The sequence below is a fragment of the Caballeronia sp. INDeC2 genome (assembly GCF_023631325.1).
Lineage (GTDB): Bacteria > Pseudomonadota > Gammaproteobacteria > Burkholderiales > Burkholderiaceae > Caballeronia.
Window position 1 is genome coordinate 102789 of the sequence record NZ_JALQDG010000011.1, and the last position, 13120, is coordinate 115908.

A 13120-nucleotide genomic window follows, 5' to 3' on the forward strand; every position below is an offset into this window, starting at 1 on the left:
CCTCTTCGTTCTCGTTGCCGCAGACGCACGCTCGCAGAGACGCACGTCGATCGAAACGATTATGAAGAGGCGGACGCGAGCCGTGGGAGCGCAGCGTGCGCGTTGGCCGTCGTGCCTATGGCGAGCGTGCTTTCGTCGATGCCGCGCAACTGCGCGAGCACCTTCGCGATGCGCGCGACCTGCTCCGGCGTATTGCGCTGTTTGTAGCGCCACGAAGGCGCGATGTCGGGCGCATCGGTTTCGAGCACGATCGCGTCGAGCGGAAGCTCGGTCGCCAGCCGCCGGATCTGCAGCGCGCGCTCGAACGTGAGGTTGCCGCCGAAGCCGAGACGCATGCCCTGCGCGATGAACGCTTGCGCCTGCTGGAAACTGCCGTTGAACGCGTGCGCGATGCCGCAATGAATGTCGTGCACGCGCAAGCCCTTCAGCACCTTGTCCTGCGACTTGCGCACGTGGCAAATGACCGGCAGGCCGAACTCGCGCGCCAACTTCAACTGCTCGTTGTAGAAGAATTGCTGGCGCGCATCGTCGAGCGTCGGCACGAAATAGTCGAGCCCGATTTCGCCGATGCCGACGAACAACGGATCGTCGAGACTCGCTTCGATCTCCTCGCGCAGCACACGCAGATCGTCTTCATGCGCGCCCGGCGTGAATAGCGGATGAATGCCGAGCGCGTACGCGCCGCCCGCGATGCGATGCGCGAGCGCGCGCACCGTCGCGATGTTGCCGCGATCGACGCCCGGAATCACGATGCGCGTCACGCCCGCATCGAGCGCCGCGCCGGCGACGGCATCGCGGTCGGCGTCGAACTCTCCGGCATCGAGATGACAGTGCGTATCGATCCACATGACGCCTCCGCGCAGGAACGCGTTATACCGGGACCGGCGGCTCTTCGTGCAGCACGCCGTCGCGCAGGCGCATGATGCGGTCGCAGCGCGCGGCGAGATCGGGATCGTGCGTGACGATCACGAAGCTCGTTTCGAGCGTCTGCGACAGCTCCAGCATCAGGTTGAAGACGGTGTCGGCGGTGCCGCCGTCGAGATTGCCGGTGGGTTCGTCGGCGAGCACGCACGCCGGACGCGTGACGAGCGCGCGCGCGATCGCCACACGCTGCCGTTCGCCGCCCGACAATTCGCCCGGCCGATGCTTCGCGCGATGCCCGATGCCCACGCGTTCCAGCATCTCCTGCGCCTGCCGGCGCGCGTCGTCTTCGGCCATGCGGCGGATGCGCAGCGGCATCGCGACGTTATCGAGCGCCGTGAATTCCGGCAGCAGATGATGGAACTGATACACGAAGCCGAGCGCGCGGTTGCGCAACTCGTTGCGCTCCTTCTCCTTCAGCTCGGTGAACGGCTTGCCGAGCAGCGACACCTTGCCTGCGCTCGGCTCGTCCAGCCCGCCGAGCACATGCAAGAGCGTGCTCTTGCCCGAACCCGACGCGCCGACGATCGCGAGCTTCTCGCCGCGCAGCACGTCGAGCTGCGCGTTGTCGAGCACCTGCACGTTGAAGCCGCCCTGCACGAACGTCTTCGAAATGGCCGATGCCTGCAGAACCAGATTGTTGGCCGGAATCAGATCACTCATAGCGCAGCGCCTCCGCCGGACGAACCTTCGCGCCGCGCCAGCTCGGGTAGAGCGTCGCGAGCGACGACAACAGGAATGCGATGACGCCGATCTTGGCGACATCGCCCGGCACGAGCTCCGACGGCAGTTCGCTGATGAAATACACGGACGACGGCAGGAACTGGACGTTGAAGAGATGCTCGATCATCGGCACGAGCCACGGAATGCTCCATGCGACGAGACAGCCGAAAGTCACGCCGAGCGCCGTGCCGATGAAGCCGATCGTCACGCCCTGCACGACGAAGATCTTCATGATCGAGCCGGGCTGCGCGCCGAGCGTGCGCAGGATGGCGATATCGGCCTGTTTGTCGGTGACGGTCATCACGAGCGAGGAGACGAGATTGAAAGCCGCCACTGCGATGATCAGCGTGAGGATGATGAACATCATGCGCTTTTCGATCTGCACGGCGGAGAACCATGTCTTGTTCTGCTGCGTCCAGTCGCGGATATAGAGATCGCCCGACAGCGTGCGCGCGAGTTGCCGCGCGACTTCGGGCGCGCGCTGCATGTCCTTCAGGCGCAGGCGCACGCCGGTCGGCGCGGGCAGACGGAAGAGCGCCTCGGCGTCGTGGATTTCGATGAGCGCCAGCGTCGAGTCGTATTCATAGTGACCGGACTCGAAGACGCCGACCACGGTGAACTGCTTGAGCCGCGGCATCATCCCCGCCGGGGTGATGGTGCCTTCGGGCGCGACGAGCGTGATCTTGTCGCCGTCCATCACGCCGAGATTCGCGGCGAGATCCTTGCCGAGCACGATGCCGAATTCGCCCGGCTTGAGATCCGTCAGCTTGCCCGCGCGCATCTCCTTGCCGATGTCCGACACTTCCGGCTCCAGCGACGGCTCGACGCCGCGCAGCGCGACGCCGCTCACCGCGCCCTGACGCGTCAGAAGCGCCTGCGCCTCGACGTAAGGCGCGGCGCCGGTCACTTCCGGATTGCGCCGCGCTTCCTGCGCGGTCAGTTGCCAGTTGGGCATGGAGCCGCTCGGCGAGAAGATTTCGACGTGCGCGAGCACGGACAACATCCGGTCGCGCACTTCCTTCTGGAAGCCGTTCATGACCGACAGCACGACGATCAGCGCGGCGACGCCGAGCGCGATGCCCGCCATCGACACGAGCGCGATGAAAGAGATGAAGCCGTTGCCTGTGGTGCGTTTGCTGGCGCGTGTGTAACGCCAGCCGATCTGCCATTCGTACGGAAGTTTCAAGCGATTCCTTTCTGCTGCTGTCCAGCGTTGTTATGCCCCGGTGGCGCGGTGGCCGGTCTTTGCACGGCATCGCCGCATCGTTTGAATACGCGGCGGCGATCTTCGCGGATGCGTGGCGACGAAGTAATACGACGCAAGCGTGAAATTTGCGAAAGTTTGCCATATATGCAGAAAGCGACGCACGAGCACGCGCCGATCGCAGGGCAAAACCGGCATGAGGCGCGTCATCGCCCTACCCGCTTTGCCCTACAATGCCGAGCATCATGCCCGTTCACGACCTCCATCTCCTGCTGCCGTTCGCCCTGCCTTCGGCCGCGGATGCCGCCATCGCCCTGCACGGACTGGAGAGCGCGGCGCTCGACAAGCTGCTCGCCCGCGCGACGCTCGAGGAACGCGTCATCGGCGAGGATTTTCAGCGCACGCTGCCGCACGAACGCTGGATCGCGCGGCGCTTTAACGCCGTCACGCCCGCCGATCAGCGCTACGCCGACGACGCCCCGCTCGCGCCCTTCATGCTGCTCGCCGACGGCGGCACGCCCGGCAATGCGTCCTGGGCCTGCATCGAGCCTGTTCACGTACGCATCGCGCACGATCATCTGGTGCTGATCGATCCCGAGACGCTCGGCGTGCATACGGAAGAAGCGCGCGGGCTCTTCCAGACCGCGCGGCCGGTGATCGAAGAGCTCGGCGTGACGCTGCAGGCGCCGACGCCGTTGCGCTGGTACGTGTCGGGCGACGCGCTCGGTGCGCTCGCGGGCGCATCGCCGCTGCGCGCGACGGGCCGCAACATCGAAATCTGGCTGCCGCACGAAGCCCGCACCGGCGAGCGCTCGCGCGCGTGGATGAAACTGCAGAACGAAGTGCAGATGGCGTGGTTCGAGCATCCGCTGAATCAGGAACGCGAAGCGCGCGGGCTGCCCGCGATCAACTCGATCTGGCTCCACGGACAAGGCGCGATGCGTCCCGTGGAGAGACCCTTCGCACGCGTGATGTCAGACGCCGCGGCGACGCGCGGTCTCGCGCTCGCGTCGGGCGTGCAGCCGTCGGCGCCGCCCGAGTCGTTTGCATCGCTGCCGAAGGACGGCGCGCAAGGCACGACGCTCGTCGAGCTGAATCCGTTTTCCGCGCCGTTCATCGAGCAGGACTGGGCGCGCTGGAACGCGTCGCTCAAGGAACTCGAAGACGCATGGTTCGCCCCTGCGCTGCAGGCGCTCGGCGATGGCTCGCTCGGCCGCCTGAGCATCACGCTGTGCGGCGACACCGGCTCGGTCACACTCTCCGTCACGCGCTCCGATCTGCGCAAGTTCTGGCGGCGCCGTCCGATCGCGGCGCTCTTCATCGAATAAGGCATATCTTGCAATGACGCGAATCGTCACCCGCGCCTCCTCTCCCGCCGACGCCGAAGCGCTGATGCGCCACGGCCTGCATCCCGTCATCGCGCGGCTCTACGCATCGCGCGGCGTGAGCTCGCCCGACGAAGTCGAAACCGAGTTCAAGCGCCTGCACGCGCCCGCCGGCCTGAAAGGCTGCGACGATGCCGCCGTCGTGCTCGCCGATGCGCTCGCCGCGGGCAAGCGCATGCTCGTCGTCGCCGATTACGACTGCGACGGCGCCACCGCCTGCGCTGTCGCCGTGCGCGGGCTGCGCATGTTCGGCGCGTGCATCGGGTATCTCGTGCCTAATCGCTTCGAATACGGTTACGGGCTCACGCCGGAAATCGTCGAGCTGGCGGCGCGTTCGAAGAACGGCCTGCCCGATCTGCTGGTCACCGTCGATAACGGCATCGCGAGCGTGGACGGCGTCGCCGCCGCGAACGCGCTCGGCATCGACGTGCTCGTCACCGATCATCACCTGCCCGGCGACGAGTTGCCCGCCGCGCGCGCGATCGTCAATCCGAATCAGCCGGGCTGTGAATTTCCGAGCAAATGCATCGCGGGCGTGGGGGTGATGTTCTACGTGCTGCTCGCGTTGCGCGCGGAGTTACGCCGTCGCGGCGCTTATGAGAACGCGCCCGAGCCGCGTCTCGACGGCCTGCTCGATCTCGTCGCGCTCGGTACCGTCGCCGATGTCGTCAAGCTCGACTGCAACAACCGGATTCTCGTCGCGCAAGGTTTGAAGCGGATTCGCTCGGGCCGCATGCAGCCCGGCATCGCGGCGCTCTTTCGCGCCGCCGGCCGCGATGCGCGCGCGGCGTCGGGCTTCGACCTCGGTTTCGCGCTCGGCCCGCGCCTGAACGCGGCGGGACGGCTGTCCGACATGTCGCTCGGCATCGAATGCCTGACGACCGACGACATCGGCCGCGCGTGGGAACTCGCGCAGCAACTCGACTCGATGAACCGCGAGCGTCGCGAGATCGAAGCCGGCATGCAGCAGCAGGCGCTCGCCGAACTGCAGACGATCGATCCCGGCGAGCGCGCGACGCTCACGCTCTACGATGCGAGCTGGCATCAGGGCGTGATCGGCATCGTCGCGGGGCGGTTGAAGGAGCGGTTTCACCGGCCGTCGTTCACGTTCGCGCACGCCGACGACAGTGGATCGCTCTGCAAGGGCTCGGGCCGCTCGATTCCGGGTTTCCATCTGCGCGATGCCGTCGATCTGATCAGCAAGCGCGAGCCCGGCCTCATCCACAAGTTCGGCGGTCACGCGATGGCCGCGGGCCTGACGATTTCCACCGCCGACATCGCGCGCTTCACCGAAGCGTTCGAAGCGGTAGGCCGCGAATGGCTGACGGCCGAAGCGCTGTCGCGCACCGTCGAAACCGATGGCGAGCTGGAAGACGCGTACTTCACGCCGCAATTCGTCGACCTGATCGACGCCGCCGTCTGGGGACAAGGCTTTCCCGCGCCGACGTTTTCCGGCGAGTTCGAAGTCGCGTCGCAGGCGCTCGTCAAAGAGAAGCATCTGAAGCTGTCGCTTTTGCGCGGGCGTCAGCGCTTCAACGCGATCTGGTTCAATCACGTCGATCCGCTGCCGCCGCGCGCGACGGTCGCGTACCGGCTCGTCAGCGATTCGTGGAATGGTGTCGCGCGGGTGCAATTGATTGTCGAGCATGCAGACTGAACGACGTGTCGGGCATCGCACGGGACGCCGAATTTAAATTCGGCCTCGTCTCATTTATCGAAAAATCTGATCGTCCTGAGATCAAGGACATCAATGCCAGGGCGTGCCCGCCAGGTTTTCCTCGATCCTCATGCCAAAAGAAAAAATAGATCTGCGCAACGTCACGCTTTGCGCGGTGGACTGTCTGAACCCTGTGCTTGCATCGAGAGCGCTCGCTCTTTCAGAGAAACACTGCCTCTTCGGGGAGACCATTCTGCTCACGGACAAGCAGATCGACACCCATGCGAGACTCGTTTCCATTCCTTCGATTAGCTCGGCGGCACAGTACAGCGCCTTCATCCTGAAAGAGCTCGCCAAGTACATCAGCACGCCGTGGGTCCTCATCGTTCAGTGGGACGGCTTCGTTCTGGATGGCGGACTATGGACGGACGACTTTCTCGAATACGACTACATCGGCGCACGCTGGCCGAATTCCCCCAATGGCATGGCTGTTGGAAACGGCGGGTTCTCCTTGCGTTCTACCCGGCTTTTGCACATCTTGGCAAACGATCCACGATTCCAGCCTGATCCAGCCATCGCGGAAGACGTACTCATCTGTCGAAACTTTCGTCCGGTGCTCGAAACGGAATATGCAATCCGCTTTGCGCCGGAAAGCATCGCCGATCGATTTTCCATCGAGCTGACCGAACCGGCAGGTCCGACATTTGGCTTTCATGCGCTGTTCAACATGGCTCGTTTCGTCGACGTCGACGAGCTCCGGTTCCTTGCGCAAAATGCTCATCCCGCCACGGTCGCTTCGGGCGAATTCTTCGCCCTCTGGATGTACTGTTTTCCGCCGGAAAAAGTCGCTGTCGCACATGAACTGTATGCGCGAATGCGAGAGGTGCGTCCTCCGCGGCATATCGAGCAAATCCTTATTCACAACGGCGTTAGTCGACCGGACGCCGCGGCACTCGTTGCATTCTTCGAATCGAAGCGCGCTTGCGCACCGATCTCCGTCTGACGAAACAAGCAGCCTGGCTTCGGCGAAACGATCGCATGCGGAAGCCAGCCGGCGCGACTCAGTCAATTGTCATTTTCACGGACGTGCTCACGCCTCCCGCGCCAGCGCAAATAAAATCACGCGGTTACGGAAGCCGACGTTTTTTTCTGTCGACGAATCCTGAAAAAATTAACTTGCGCAATGTCACGCTTTGCGCGGTGGGTTGCCTGAATCCCGCGCTTACCGCCCGTGCACTGGATACTTCCAAAAGAAATTGCCTCTTCGGCGACTCGTTCTCCTGACCGACCAGCGAATCGAAGCGAATGCGCGAATCGGTTGGATACCGCCATCAAATCGCGAGAAGAATATAGCGTCTTCGTCATGACGCAACTGCTCGAATTTATTTCGACGCCCCGGGTGCTGCTATATCGCCGACCGGTTTTCAGCCGGATTTCATCGTGCAGCGCGACCGGACCTTCGGTTTCACGGCGTGTTCAATATGTATCGCCATGTCGAAGACGACGATCTGATTTTCTTCGCGCAAAAAACGCCCAGCGAAGCTCGGCGCTCCCTATCGATTTCATCGGTCTTTGTCTGAGTTGCCTCAAAGCAAGATTGCGGACTTTCGTCTGCGTACGGAAAATCGAAAAGACTTTCTGCGACAGGAAAATCGGCGCGAAGCCGGAACAATCCGCGCAGCACGTCGCGGCGCTCGAAGCGCTGCGCGAGGCGCGGTAGGCAGGTCCGTATCGCCTGCAAGGCGTGCATCCGCGTGCGCCGTCGCCAGCGGGCGCAAGGCGTCGATCGGCTATAATTTCATCTTTTTACGAAGCCGAAGATCGACAATGGAAGCGGAACGTCTCAACGCGATCGAAAGCCTTCTGGCCGACCTGCGCCGCCGCGCGGGCGAGCTACGGGGGTATCTTTGACTACGACGCCAAGTCCGCGCGTCTAGCCGAAGTCAACAAGGAACTCGAAGACCCGAACGTCTGGAACGACTCGAAGAACGCGCAGGCGCTCGGTCGTGAAAAGAAGCTGCTCGACGGCGTGGTCTCGACCATCACCGCGCTCGACAACGATCTGCGCGACGCCAGCGATCTCTTCGACATGGCGCGCGACGAACAGGACGAAGACACGCTCGTTGCCTGCGAATCCGACGCCGCCGCGCTGCGGGCCCGCGTCGAGGACATGGAATTCCGCCGGATGTTCTCGAACCCGGCCGATCCGAACAACTGCTTCATCGACATCCAGGCGGGCGCGGGCGGCACCGAAGCGTGCGACTGGGCGTCCATGTTGCTACGCCAATATCTGCGCTACTGCGAACGCAAGGGCTTCAAGACCGAAGTCCTCGAAGAATCCGAAGGCGATGTCGCCGGCATCAAGAGCGCGACCATCAAGGTCGAAGGCGAATACGCGTACGGCTATCTGCGCACCGAAACGGGCATTCACCGCCTCGTGCGCAAGTCGCCGTTCGATTCGTCGGGCGGCCGGCATACGTCGTTCTCGTCGGTGTTCGTGTATCCGGAAATCGACGATTCGATCGAGATCGAAATCAATCCCGCCGATATCCGCACGGACACGTATCGCGCATCGGGCGCGGGCGGCCAGCACATCAACAAGACCGACTCGGCGGTGCGTCTCACGCACGCGCCGACCGGCATCGTCGTGCAGTGCCAGAACGACCGCTCGCAGCACCGCAACCGCGCGGAAGCCATGCAGATGCTGAAGGCGCGTCTCTACGAATTCGAGATGCGCAAGCGCCAGGCCGAGCAGGACAAGCTCGAATCGAGCAAGACCGACGTGGGCTGGGGCCATCAGATCCGCTCCTACGTGCTCGACCAGAGCCGCGTGAAGGATCTGCGCACCAACGTGGAAATGAGCAATACGCGCGCCGTGCTCGACGGCGACCTCGACGACTTCATCGGCGCGAGCCTGAAACAGGGCGTTTGATGCCTTGCAGCGGCGTGGCCTTCCGGCCGCGCCGCTTTCGTTTCATCCCGCCGCGCATTTGCCGCATTAAAAGCCAAGAATCATCATGACCGAACCGACTCAACCGGGCGCCGCTCCCGAACTGGAAGAGAACCAGATCATCGCCGAGCGACGCGACAAGCTGCGCGCGCTGCGCGAGCAAGGCGTCGCCTATCCGAACGATTTCCGCCCGACGCATCAGGCCGCGGCGCTCCAGAGCGAGTACGCCGAAACGGATAAAGACGCGCTCGAAGCGAATCCCCTGCCCGTGGCTATCGCCGGCCGGATGATGCTCAAGCGCGTGATGGGCAAGGCCAGCTTCGCGACGGTTCAGGACGGCAGCGGCCAGATCCAGTTCTTCGTGACGCCCGCCGATGTCGGCGCCGAAACCTACGACGCCTTCAAGAAGTGGGACCTGGGCGACATCATCGCCGCGAAGGGCGTGCTGTTCCGCACGAACAAGGGCGAGCTCTCGGTGCGCTGCACGGAATTGCGTCTTCTCTCGAAGGCGCTGCGTCCGCTGCCGGACAAGTTCCACGGCCTGGCCGATCAGGAAATGCGCTATCGCCAGCGCTATGTCGATCTGATCGTCACGCCGGAGTCGCGCAAGACGTTCATGGCGCGCACGAAGGCCGTCACGTCGATCCGCAATTTCATGTCGCAAGCGAACTTCATGGAAGTCGAAACGCCGATGCTGCACCCGATTCCGGGCGGCGCGGCGGCCAAGCCTTTCACGACGCATCACAACGCGCTCGATATGCAGATGTTCCTGCGCATCGCGCCCGAGCTGTATCTGAAGCGGCTGATCGTCGGCGGCTTCGAGCGCGTGTTCGAGATCAACCGTAATTTCCGGAACGAAGGCGTGTCGCCCCGTCACAATCCGGAATTCACGATGATGGAGTTCTACGCCGCGTACACCGATTACCGCTGGCTGATGGACTTCACCGAGCAACTGATCCGCCAGGCCGCCGTCGATGCGCTCGGCACCGCGACCATCACGTATCAGGGTCGCGAGCTCGATTTGAGCAAGCCGTTCCATCGGCTGACGATCAATCAGGCGATCCGGAAGTTCGCGCCGCAGTACACCGACGCGCAGCTCTCCGACGCCGTATTCCTGCGCACGGACCTGAAGAAGTTCGGCGTCGATACGGCGCAGCCCGCTTTTCTGAATGCGGGTCTCGGTTCGCTGCAGCTCGCGCTATTCGAAGAGACGGCCGAATCGCAATTGTGGGAACCGACGTATATCGTCGATTATCCGGTCGAAGTGTCGCCACTCGCGCGCGCGTCGGATTCGGTGCCGGGCATCACGGAGCGCTTCGAGCTGTTCATCACGGGGCGCGAAATCGCCAACGGCTTCTCGGAATTGAACGATCCCGAAGACCAGGCTGCGCGCTTTCAGAAGCAGGTCGATCAGAAAGATGCCGGCGACGAGGAAGCGATGTACTTCGACGCCGACTACATTCGCGCGCTCGAATACGGCATGCCGCCGACGGGCGGCTGCGGTATCGGCGTGGATCGTCTGGTGATGTTGTTGACCGATAGCCCGAGCATCCGCGATGTGATTCTGTTCCCGCATCTGCGTCGCGAAGACTGAGTTTTCTGGTTCTATGGACAAAAAAAGCGCGCCCACCGAGGCGCGCTTTTTTTTCGGCTGGCAGATTTTGATGTAACCGCTGGTAAAAGTTTCAAGGTCGCTAACACGTGGATGCCCTGTCGACGTGCGCTGTCCAGCGCTGGCACCGGTCGTGCTATTTCTCGATACACGCGGCGTTGGGGAAATTGTTACAGGTCGAAAAAGCGGAAAATTCCGGTTTGGACCAGAATGTATTTGGATCATTTGTAACGGCCGACATCGGTAGCGGCGTCTCGCCTCGGAACGGAGGTTCAACAATGGATAACGGAACCAACAAACTCAGCACGTCGCCCTCCTCCGGCGGCTCTCAGCCGCCGCAGCGGCGCCTGCATCCGCTCGTCGCGACGGCAGCGGGCGCGGTCATCGTTGCGAGCCTCGTGGCGACCGCCGCGATGACGGGACTGTTCCCGAAGGCATCGAGCAATTCGCCGCAGAGCCCGCAGACGCAGGCGGCGGCGGTCGCGCAGCAGCCGGTGGTCGACTCCGCCGCGCCGAGTCCGGCGCAGCAAGCCGCGGCCGCGCAGCAACAGCAGGCGGCTCAGCAACAGGCAGCACAACAGCAGGCGGCCGCACAGCAGGCTGCCGCCGCGCAACAAGCGGCCCAGCAGCAGGCGCAACAAGCACCGGCACAGCCGCAACCCGCACAGCCTTCGTATGCGCAGCAACCGCCCCAGCACCACGCGTATTGCTCGACCTGCGGCACCGTCGAGGCGATCTCCGCCATGAAGCAGGAGGGCCACGGCACGGGGATCGGCGCGGTCGGTGGCGCGGTGGCGGGCGGTGTCGTCGGCAACCAGTTCGGACGCGGCGGCGGCCGTACCGCGATGACGCTGCTCGGCGCCCTCGGCGGCGGCCTGGCAGGTAACTCCGTCGAAAAGCATCTGCGCAGTGAGACGGATTATTCGGTGCGTGTGCGCATGGAAAACGGCCATACCCGCACTTTCACGTATAAGAACCCGCCGCCGTTCCAGCAAGGTCAGCGCGTGCATATTCAGAACGGGGCGTTGGTCGCGGGTTGATCGACACTCGATAAAAAGCAAAAAGGCGGCAACCCTCTCAGGTTGCCGCCTTTTTATTCGCATCTGTGATGCGACGCCTAATGCTCCCGCTGCGAACTCCGTGCCGGATTCGGCCTCCCACGCATCGCGAGATAGCCCCACCAGATATAGCCCGAAAAGCCATACAGCACGAACAGACAGAACAGCATGACCGGTGGATCGGACGACACCAGCACGAACGCCACGACGACCAGCAGCACGCCCGCAAACGGCACGCGATATCGCACGTCGAGCGCCTTGCCGCTGTAGAACGGCGCGTTGGACACCATCGTGACGCCCGCGTAAATGGTCAGCGCGAACGCGACCCACGGCAGCCACACGAGTTTGAGCGGCACGCGATTATCCGTCGCGAGCCACACGAATCCGGCGATCAGCGCCGCCGCGGCCGGCGAAGGCAAGCCCTGGAAGTAGCGCTTGTCGACCACGCCGACGTTCGTGTTGAAACGCGCGAGCCGCAGCGCGGCGCCAGAGCAATACACGAACGCCGCAAGCCAGCCCCAGCGCCCGAGGTCCTTCAAGACCCATTCGTACATTACGAGCGCCGGCGCGACGCCGAACGACACCATGTCCGAAAGGCTGTCGAACTGCTCGCCGAACGCACTCTGCGTGTGCGTCATGCGCGCGACGCGCCCGTCCATGCCGTCGAGCACCATCGCGACGAAAATGGCGATGGCCGCGATCTCGAAACGGACGTTCATCGCCTGAACGACGGCGAAGAAGCCGCAGAACAACGCCGCCGTGGTGAACGCGTTGGGCAGCAGATAAATGCCACGTTTCCTCAGAAACTGCTGCCGCTTCGCGCGACGCGTCTCCACGGCGCCGACGTCCTGCGCGGCCTTGTTGCGGCGAAACGCGCGCGGGGGCGTCGGGTTCGCGCGGTTACGGCGCGGTTTGAATGCCGCCATCGAGTCCTCCGCGTTATTCCGCGAACTCGGCGAGGATCGTCGACGAAGCCGAAACTTTCTCGCCGATCGACACGCGCGGGCGGCTGCCCACCGGCAGATACACGTCGACGCGCGACCCGAAGCGGATGAAGCCGTAGCGCTGTCCGCGCGTGAGCGGCTCGCCGACATGCACGTAGCACAGAATCCGTCGCGCGATCAGCCCCGCGATCTGCACCGACGTCACGGTATGCCCGCTCGCTGTCTGCAGCACGACCGCATTGCGCTCGTTCTCAGTCGAGGCTTTATCGACGGCCGCATTCAAATACGCGCCCGGAAAGTATTGAACCTTCGTGATGGCGCCGTCCACCGGCGAGCGCTGCGAATGCACGTTGAACACGTTCATGAACACGCTGATCTTGAGCGCCTCGCGGCCCACGTACGGATCGTGCGCGGTTTCGACCGCGACGATGCGCCCGTCGGCCGGACACAGCACCGCGTTGGGCTGGGTCGGAATCGGGCGGGCCGGGTCGCGGAAGAACTGGACGACGAAAATCACGATCAGCCAGAAGATCCAGGCGAAGCCGAAGCCGCCCATCGCTTGCACGAGGATGGCGACGACAGCCGCGATGGCAATGAACGGCCAGCCTTCGCGGGCAATGATCGGATGAGGATAGTTCATGAACGGGTTCTGTGTTTTATAAAAAC

12 protein-coding genes are annotated in these 13120 nt (G+C 63.6%); 7 read left to right on the top strand and 5 right to left on the bottom strand.

Features of this window, described 5'->3' with window-relative positions:
* Positions 1-59: 59 nt before the first annotated feature.
* The 3 genes from NCS28_RS08895 to NCS28_RS08905 are packed head-to-tail and all read right to left on the bottom strand — an operon-like array spanning position 60 to position 2830.
* Positions 60-848 (bottom strand): TatD family hydrolase, encoded by a 789-nt coding sequence (locus NCS28_RS08895; RefSeq protein ID WP_250513480.1) that lies wholly within the window; start codon positions 846-848, stop codon positions 60-62.
* Between the two features lie 22 nt (positions 849-870).
* Entirely contained in the window at positions 871-1584 is a 714-nt protein-coding gene (gene lolD / locus NCS28_RS08900) for a lipoprotein-releasing ABC transporter ATP-binding protein LolD (RefSeq protein ID WP_250513481.1), read from the bottom strand.
* Positions 1577-2830 carry a lipoprotein-releasing ABC transporter permease subunit gene (locus tag NCS28_RS08905; protein WP_250513482.1) on the bottom strand — a complete coding sequence of 418 codons (1254 nt, stop codon included), beginning with the start codon at positions 2828-2830 and terminating at the stop codon, positions 1577-1579. Before NCS28_RS08905 ends, lolD begins: the two co-directional genes overlap by 8 nt.
* 251 nt (positions 2831-3081) lie before the next feature.
* Here NCS28_RS08905 and NCS28_RS08910 point away from each other — a divergent pair, with 251 nt between their 5' ends.
* The 7 genes from NCS28_RS08910 (at position 3082) to NCS28_RS08940 (ending at position 11492) form a co-directional block, all read left to right on the top strand.
* The gene (locus NCS28_RS08910) at positions 3082-4176 is read left to right on the top strand and encodes a regulator (protein WP_250513483.1); all 1095 of its coding nucleotides are present in this window, start codon (positions 3082-3084) and stop codon (positions 4174-4176) included.
* 13 nt (positions 4177-4189) lie between these two features.
* A complete protein-coding gene (gene recJ, locus NCS28_RS08915; protein WP_250513484.1) occupies positions 4190-5890 on the top strand; it encodes a single-stranded-DNA-specific exonuclease RecJ in 1701 nt (566 codons plus the stop codon).
* Positions 5891-6020: 130 nt separating this feature from the next.
* Complete coding sequence (locus NCS28_RS08920) at positions 6021-6893, top strand: DUF5672 family protein (RefSeq protein WP_250513485.1); 873 nt, start codon at positions 6021-6023, stop codon at positions 6891-6893.
* A 315-nt stretch (positions 6894-7208) separates the two neighbouring features.
* Positions 7209-7610, top strand: coding sequence for a hypothetical protein (locus NCS28_RS08925; protein ID WP_250513486.1), 402 nt, complete (start codon positions 7209-7211; stop codon positions 7608-7610).
* Between the two features lie 107 nt (positions 7611-7717).
* Positions 7718-8822 (top strand): peptide chain release factor 2 gene (gene prfB, locus NCS28_RS08930; RefSeq protein WP_250513487.1). Its coding sequence is split into 2 segments (ribosomal slippage): positions 7718-7798 and positions 7800-8822, totalling 1104 coding nucleotides; the frame shifts between segments, so codons are not numbered across the junction.
* Positions 8823-8907: 85 nt separating this feature from the next.
* A complete protein-coding gene (lysS, locus tag NCS28_RS08935) occupies positions 8908-10434 on the top strand; it encodes a lysine--tRNA ligase (protein WP_250513488.1) in 1527 nt (508 codons plus the stop codon).
* 296 nt (positions 10435-10730) lie between these two features.
* Positions 10731-11492, top strand: a complete 762-nt coding sequence (locus NCS28_RS08940) for a glycine zipper 2TM domain-containing protein (RefSeq protein WP_250513489.1) — start codon at positions 10731-10733, stop codon at positions 11490-11492.
* Between the two features lie 77 nt (positions 11493-11569).
* Here NCS28_RS08940 and pssA read toward each other — a convergent pair whose 3' ends face one another.
* Positions 11570-12436, bottom strand: a complete 867-nt coding sequence (gene pssA / locus NCS28_RS08945; RefSeq protein ID WP_250513490.1) for a CDP-diacylglycerol--serine O-phosphatidyltransferase — start codon at positions 12434-12436, stop codon at positions 11570-11572.
* Positions 12437-12449: 13 nt separating this feature from the next.
* On the bottom strand, positions 12450-13094 hold the full coding sequence (locus NCS28_RS08950; RefSeq protein ID WP_035510022.1) for a phosphatidylserine decarboxylase: 645 nt from the start codon (positions 13092-13094) through the stop codon (positions 12450-12452).
* Between the last annotated feature and the right edge of the window lie 26 nt (positions 13095-13120).

Excerpts from the sequence above, each read along its gene's own strand:
- lysS (WP_250513488.1), top strand. The coding sequence starts at position 8,908 with ATGACCGAACCGACTCAACCGGGCGCCGCTCCCGAACTGGAAGAGAAC.
- NCS28_RS08940 (WP_250513489.1), top strand. The coding sequence starts at position 10,731 with ATGGATAACGGAACCAACAAACTCAGCACGTCGCCCTCCTCCGGCGGC.
- lolD (WP_250513481.1), bottom strand. The coding sequence starts at position 1,584 with ATGAGTGATCTGATTCCGGCCAACAATCTGGTTCTGCAGGCATCGGCC.
- pssA (WP_250513490.1), bottom strand. The coding sequence starts at position 12,436 with ATGGCGGCATTCAAACCGCGCCGTAACCGCGCGAACCCGACGCCCCCG.
- NCS28_RS08895 (WP_250513480.1), bottom strand. The coding sequence starts at position 848 with ATGTGGATCGATACGCACTGTCATCTCGATGCCGGAGAGTTCGACGCC.
- NCS28_RS08910 (WP_250513483.1), top strand. The coding sequence starts at position 3,082 with ATGCCGAGCATCATGCCCGTTCACGACCTCCATCTCCTGCTGCCGTTC.
- NCS28_RS08950 (WP_035510022.1), bottom strand. The coding sequence starts at position 13,094 with ATGAACTATCCTCATCCGATCATTGCCCGCGAAGGCTGGCCGTTCATT.
- recJ (WP_250513484.1), top strand. The coding sequence starts at position 4,190 with ATGACGCGAATCGTCACCCGCGCCTCCTCTCCCGCCGACGCCGAAGCG.
- NCS28_RS08920 (WP_250513485.1), top strand. The coding sequence starts at position 6,021 with ATGCCAAAAGAAAAAATAGATCTGCGCAACGTCACGCTTTGCGCGGTG.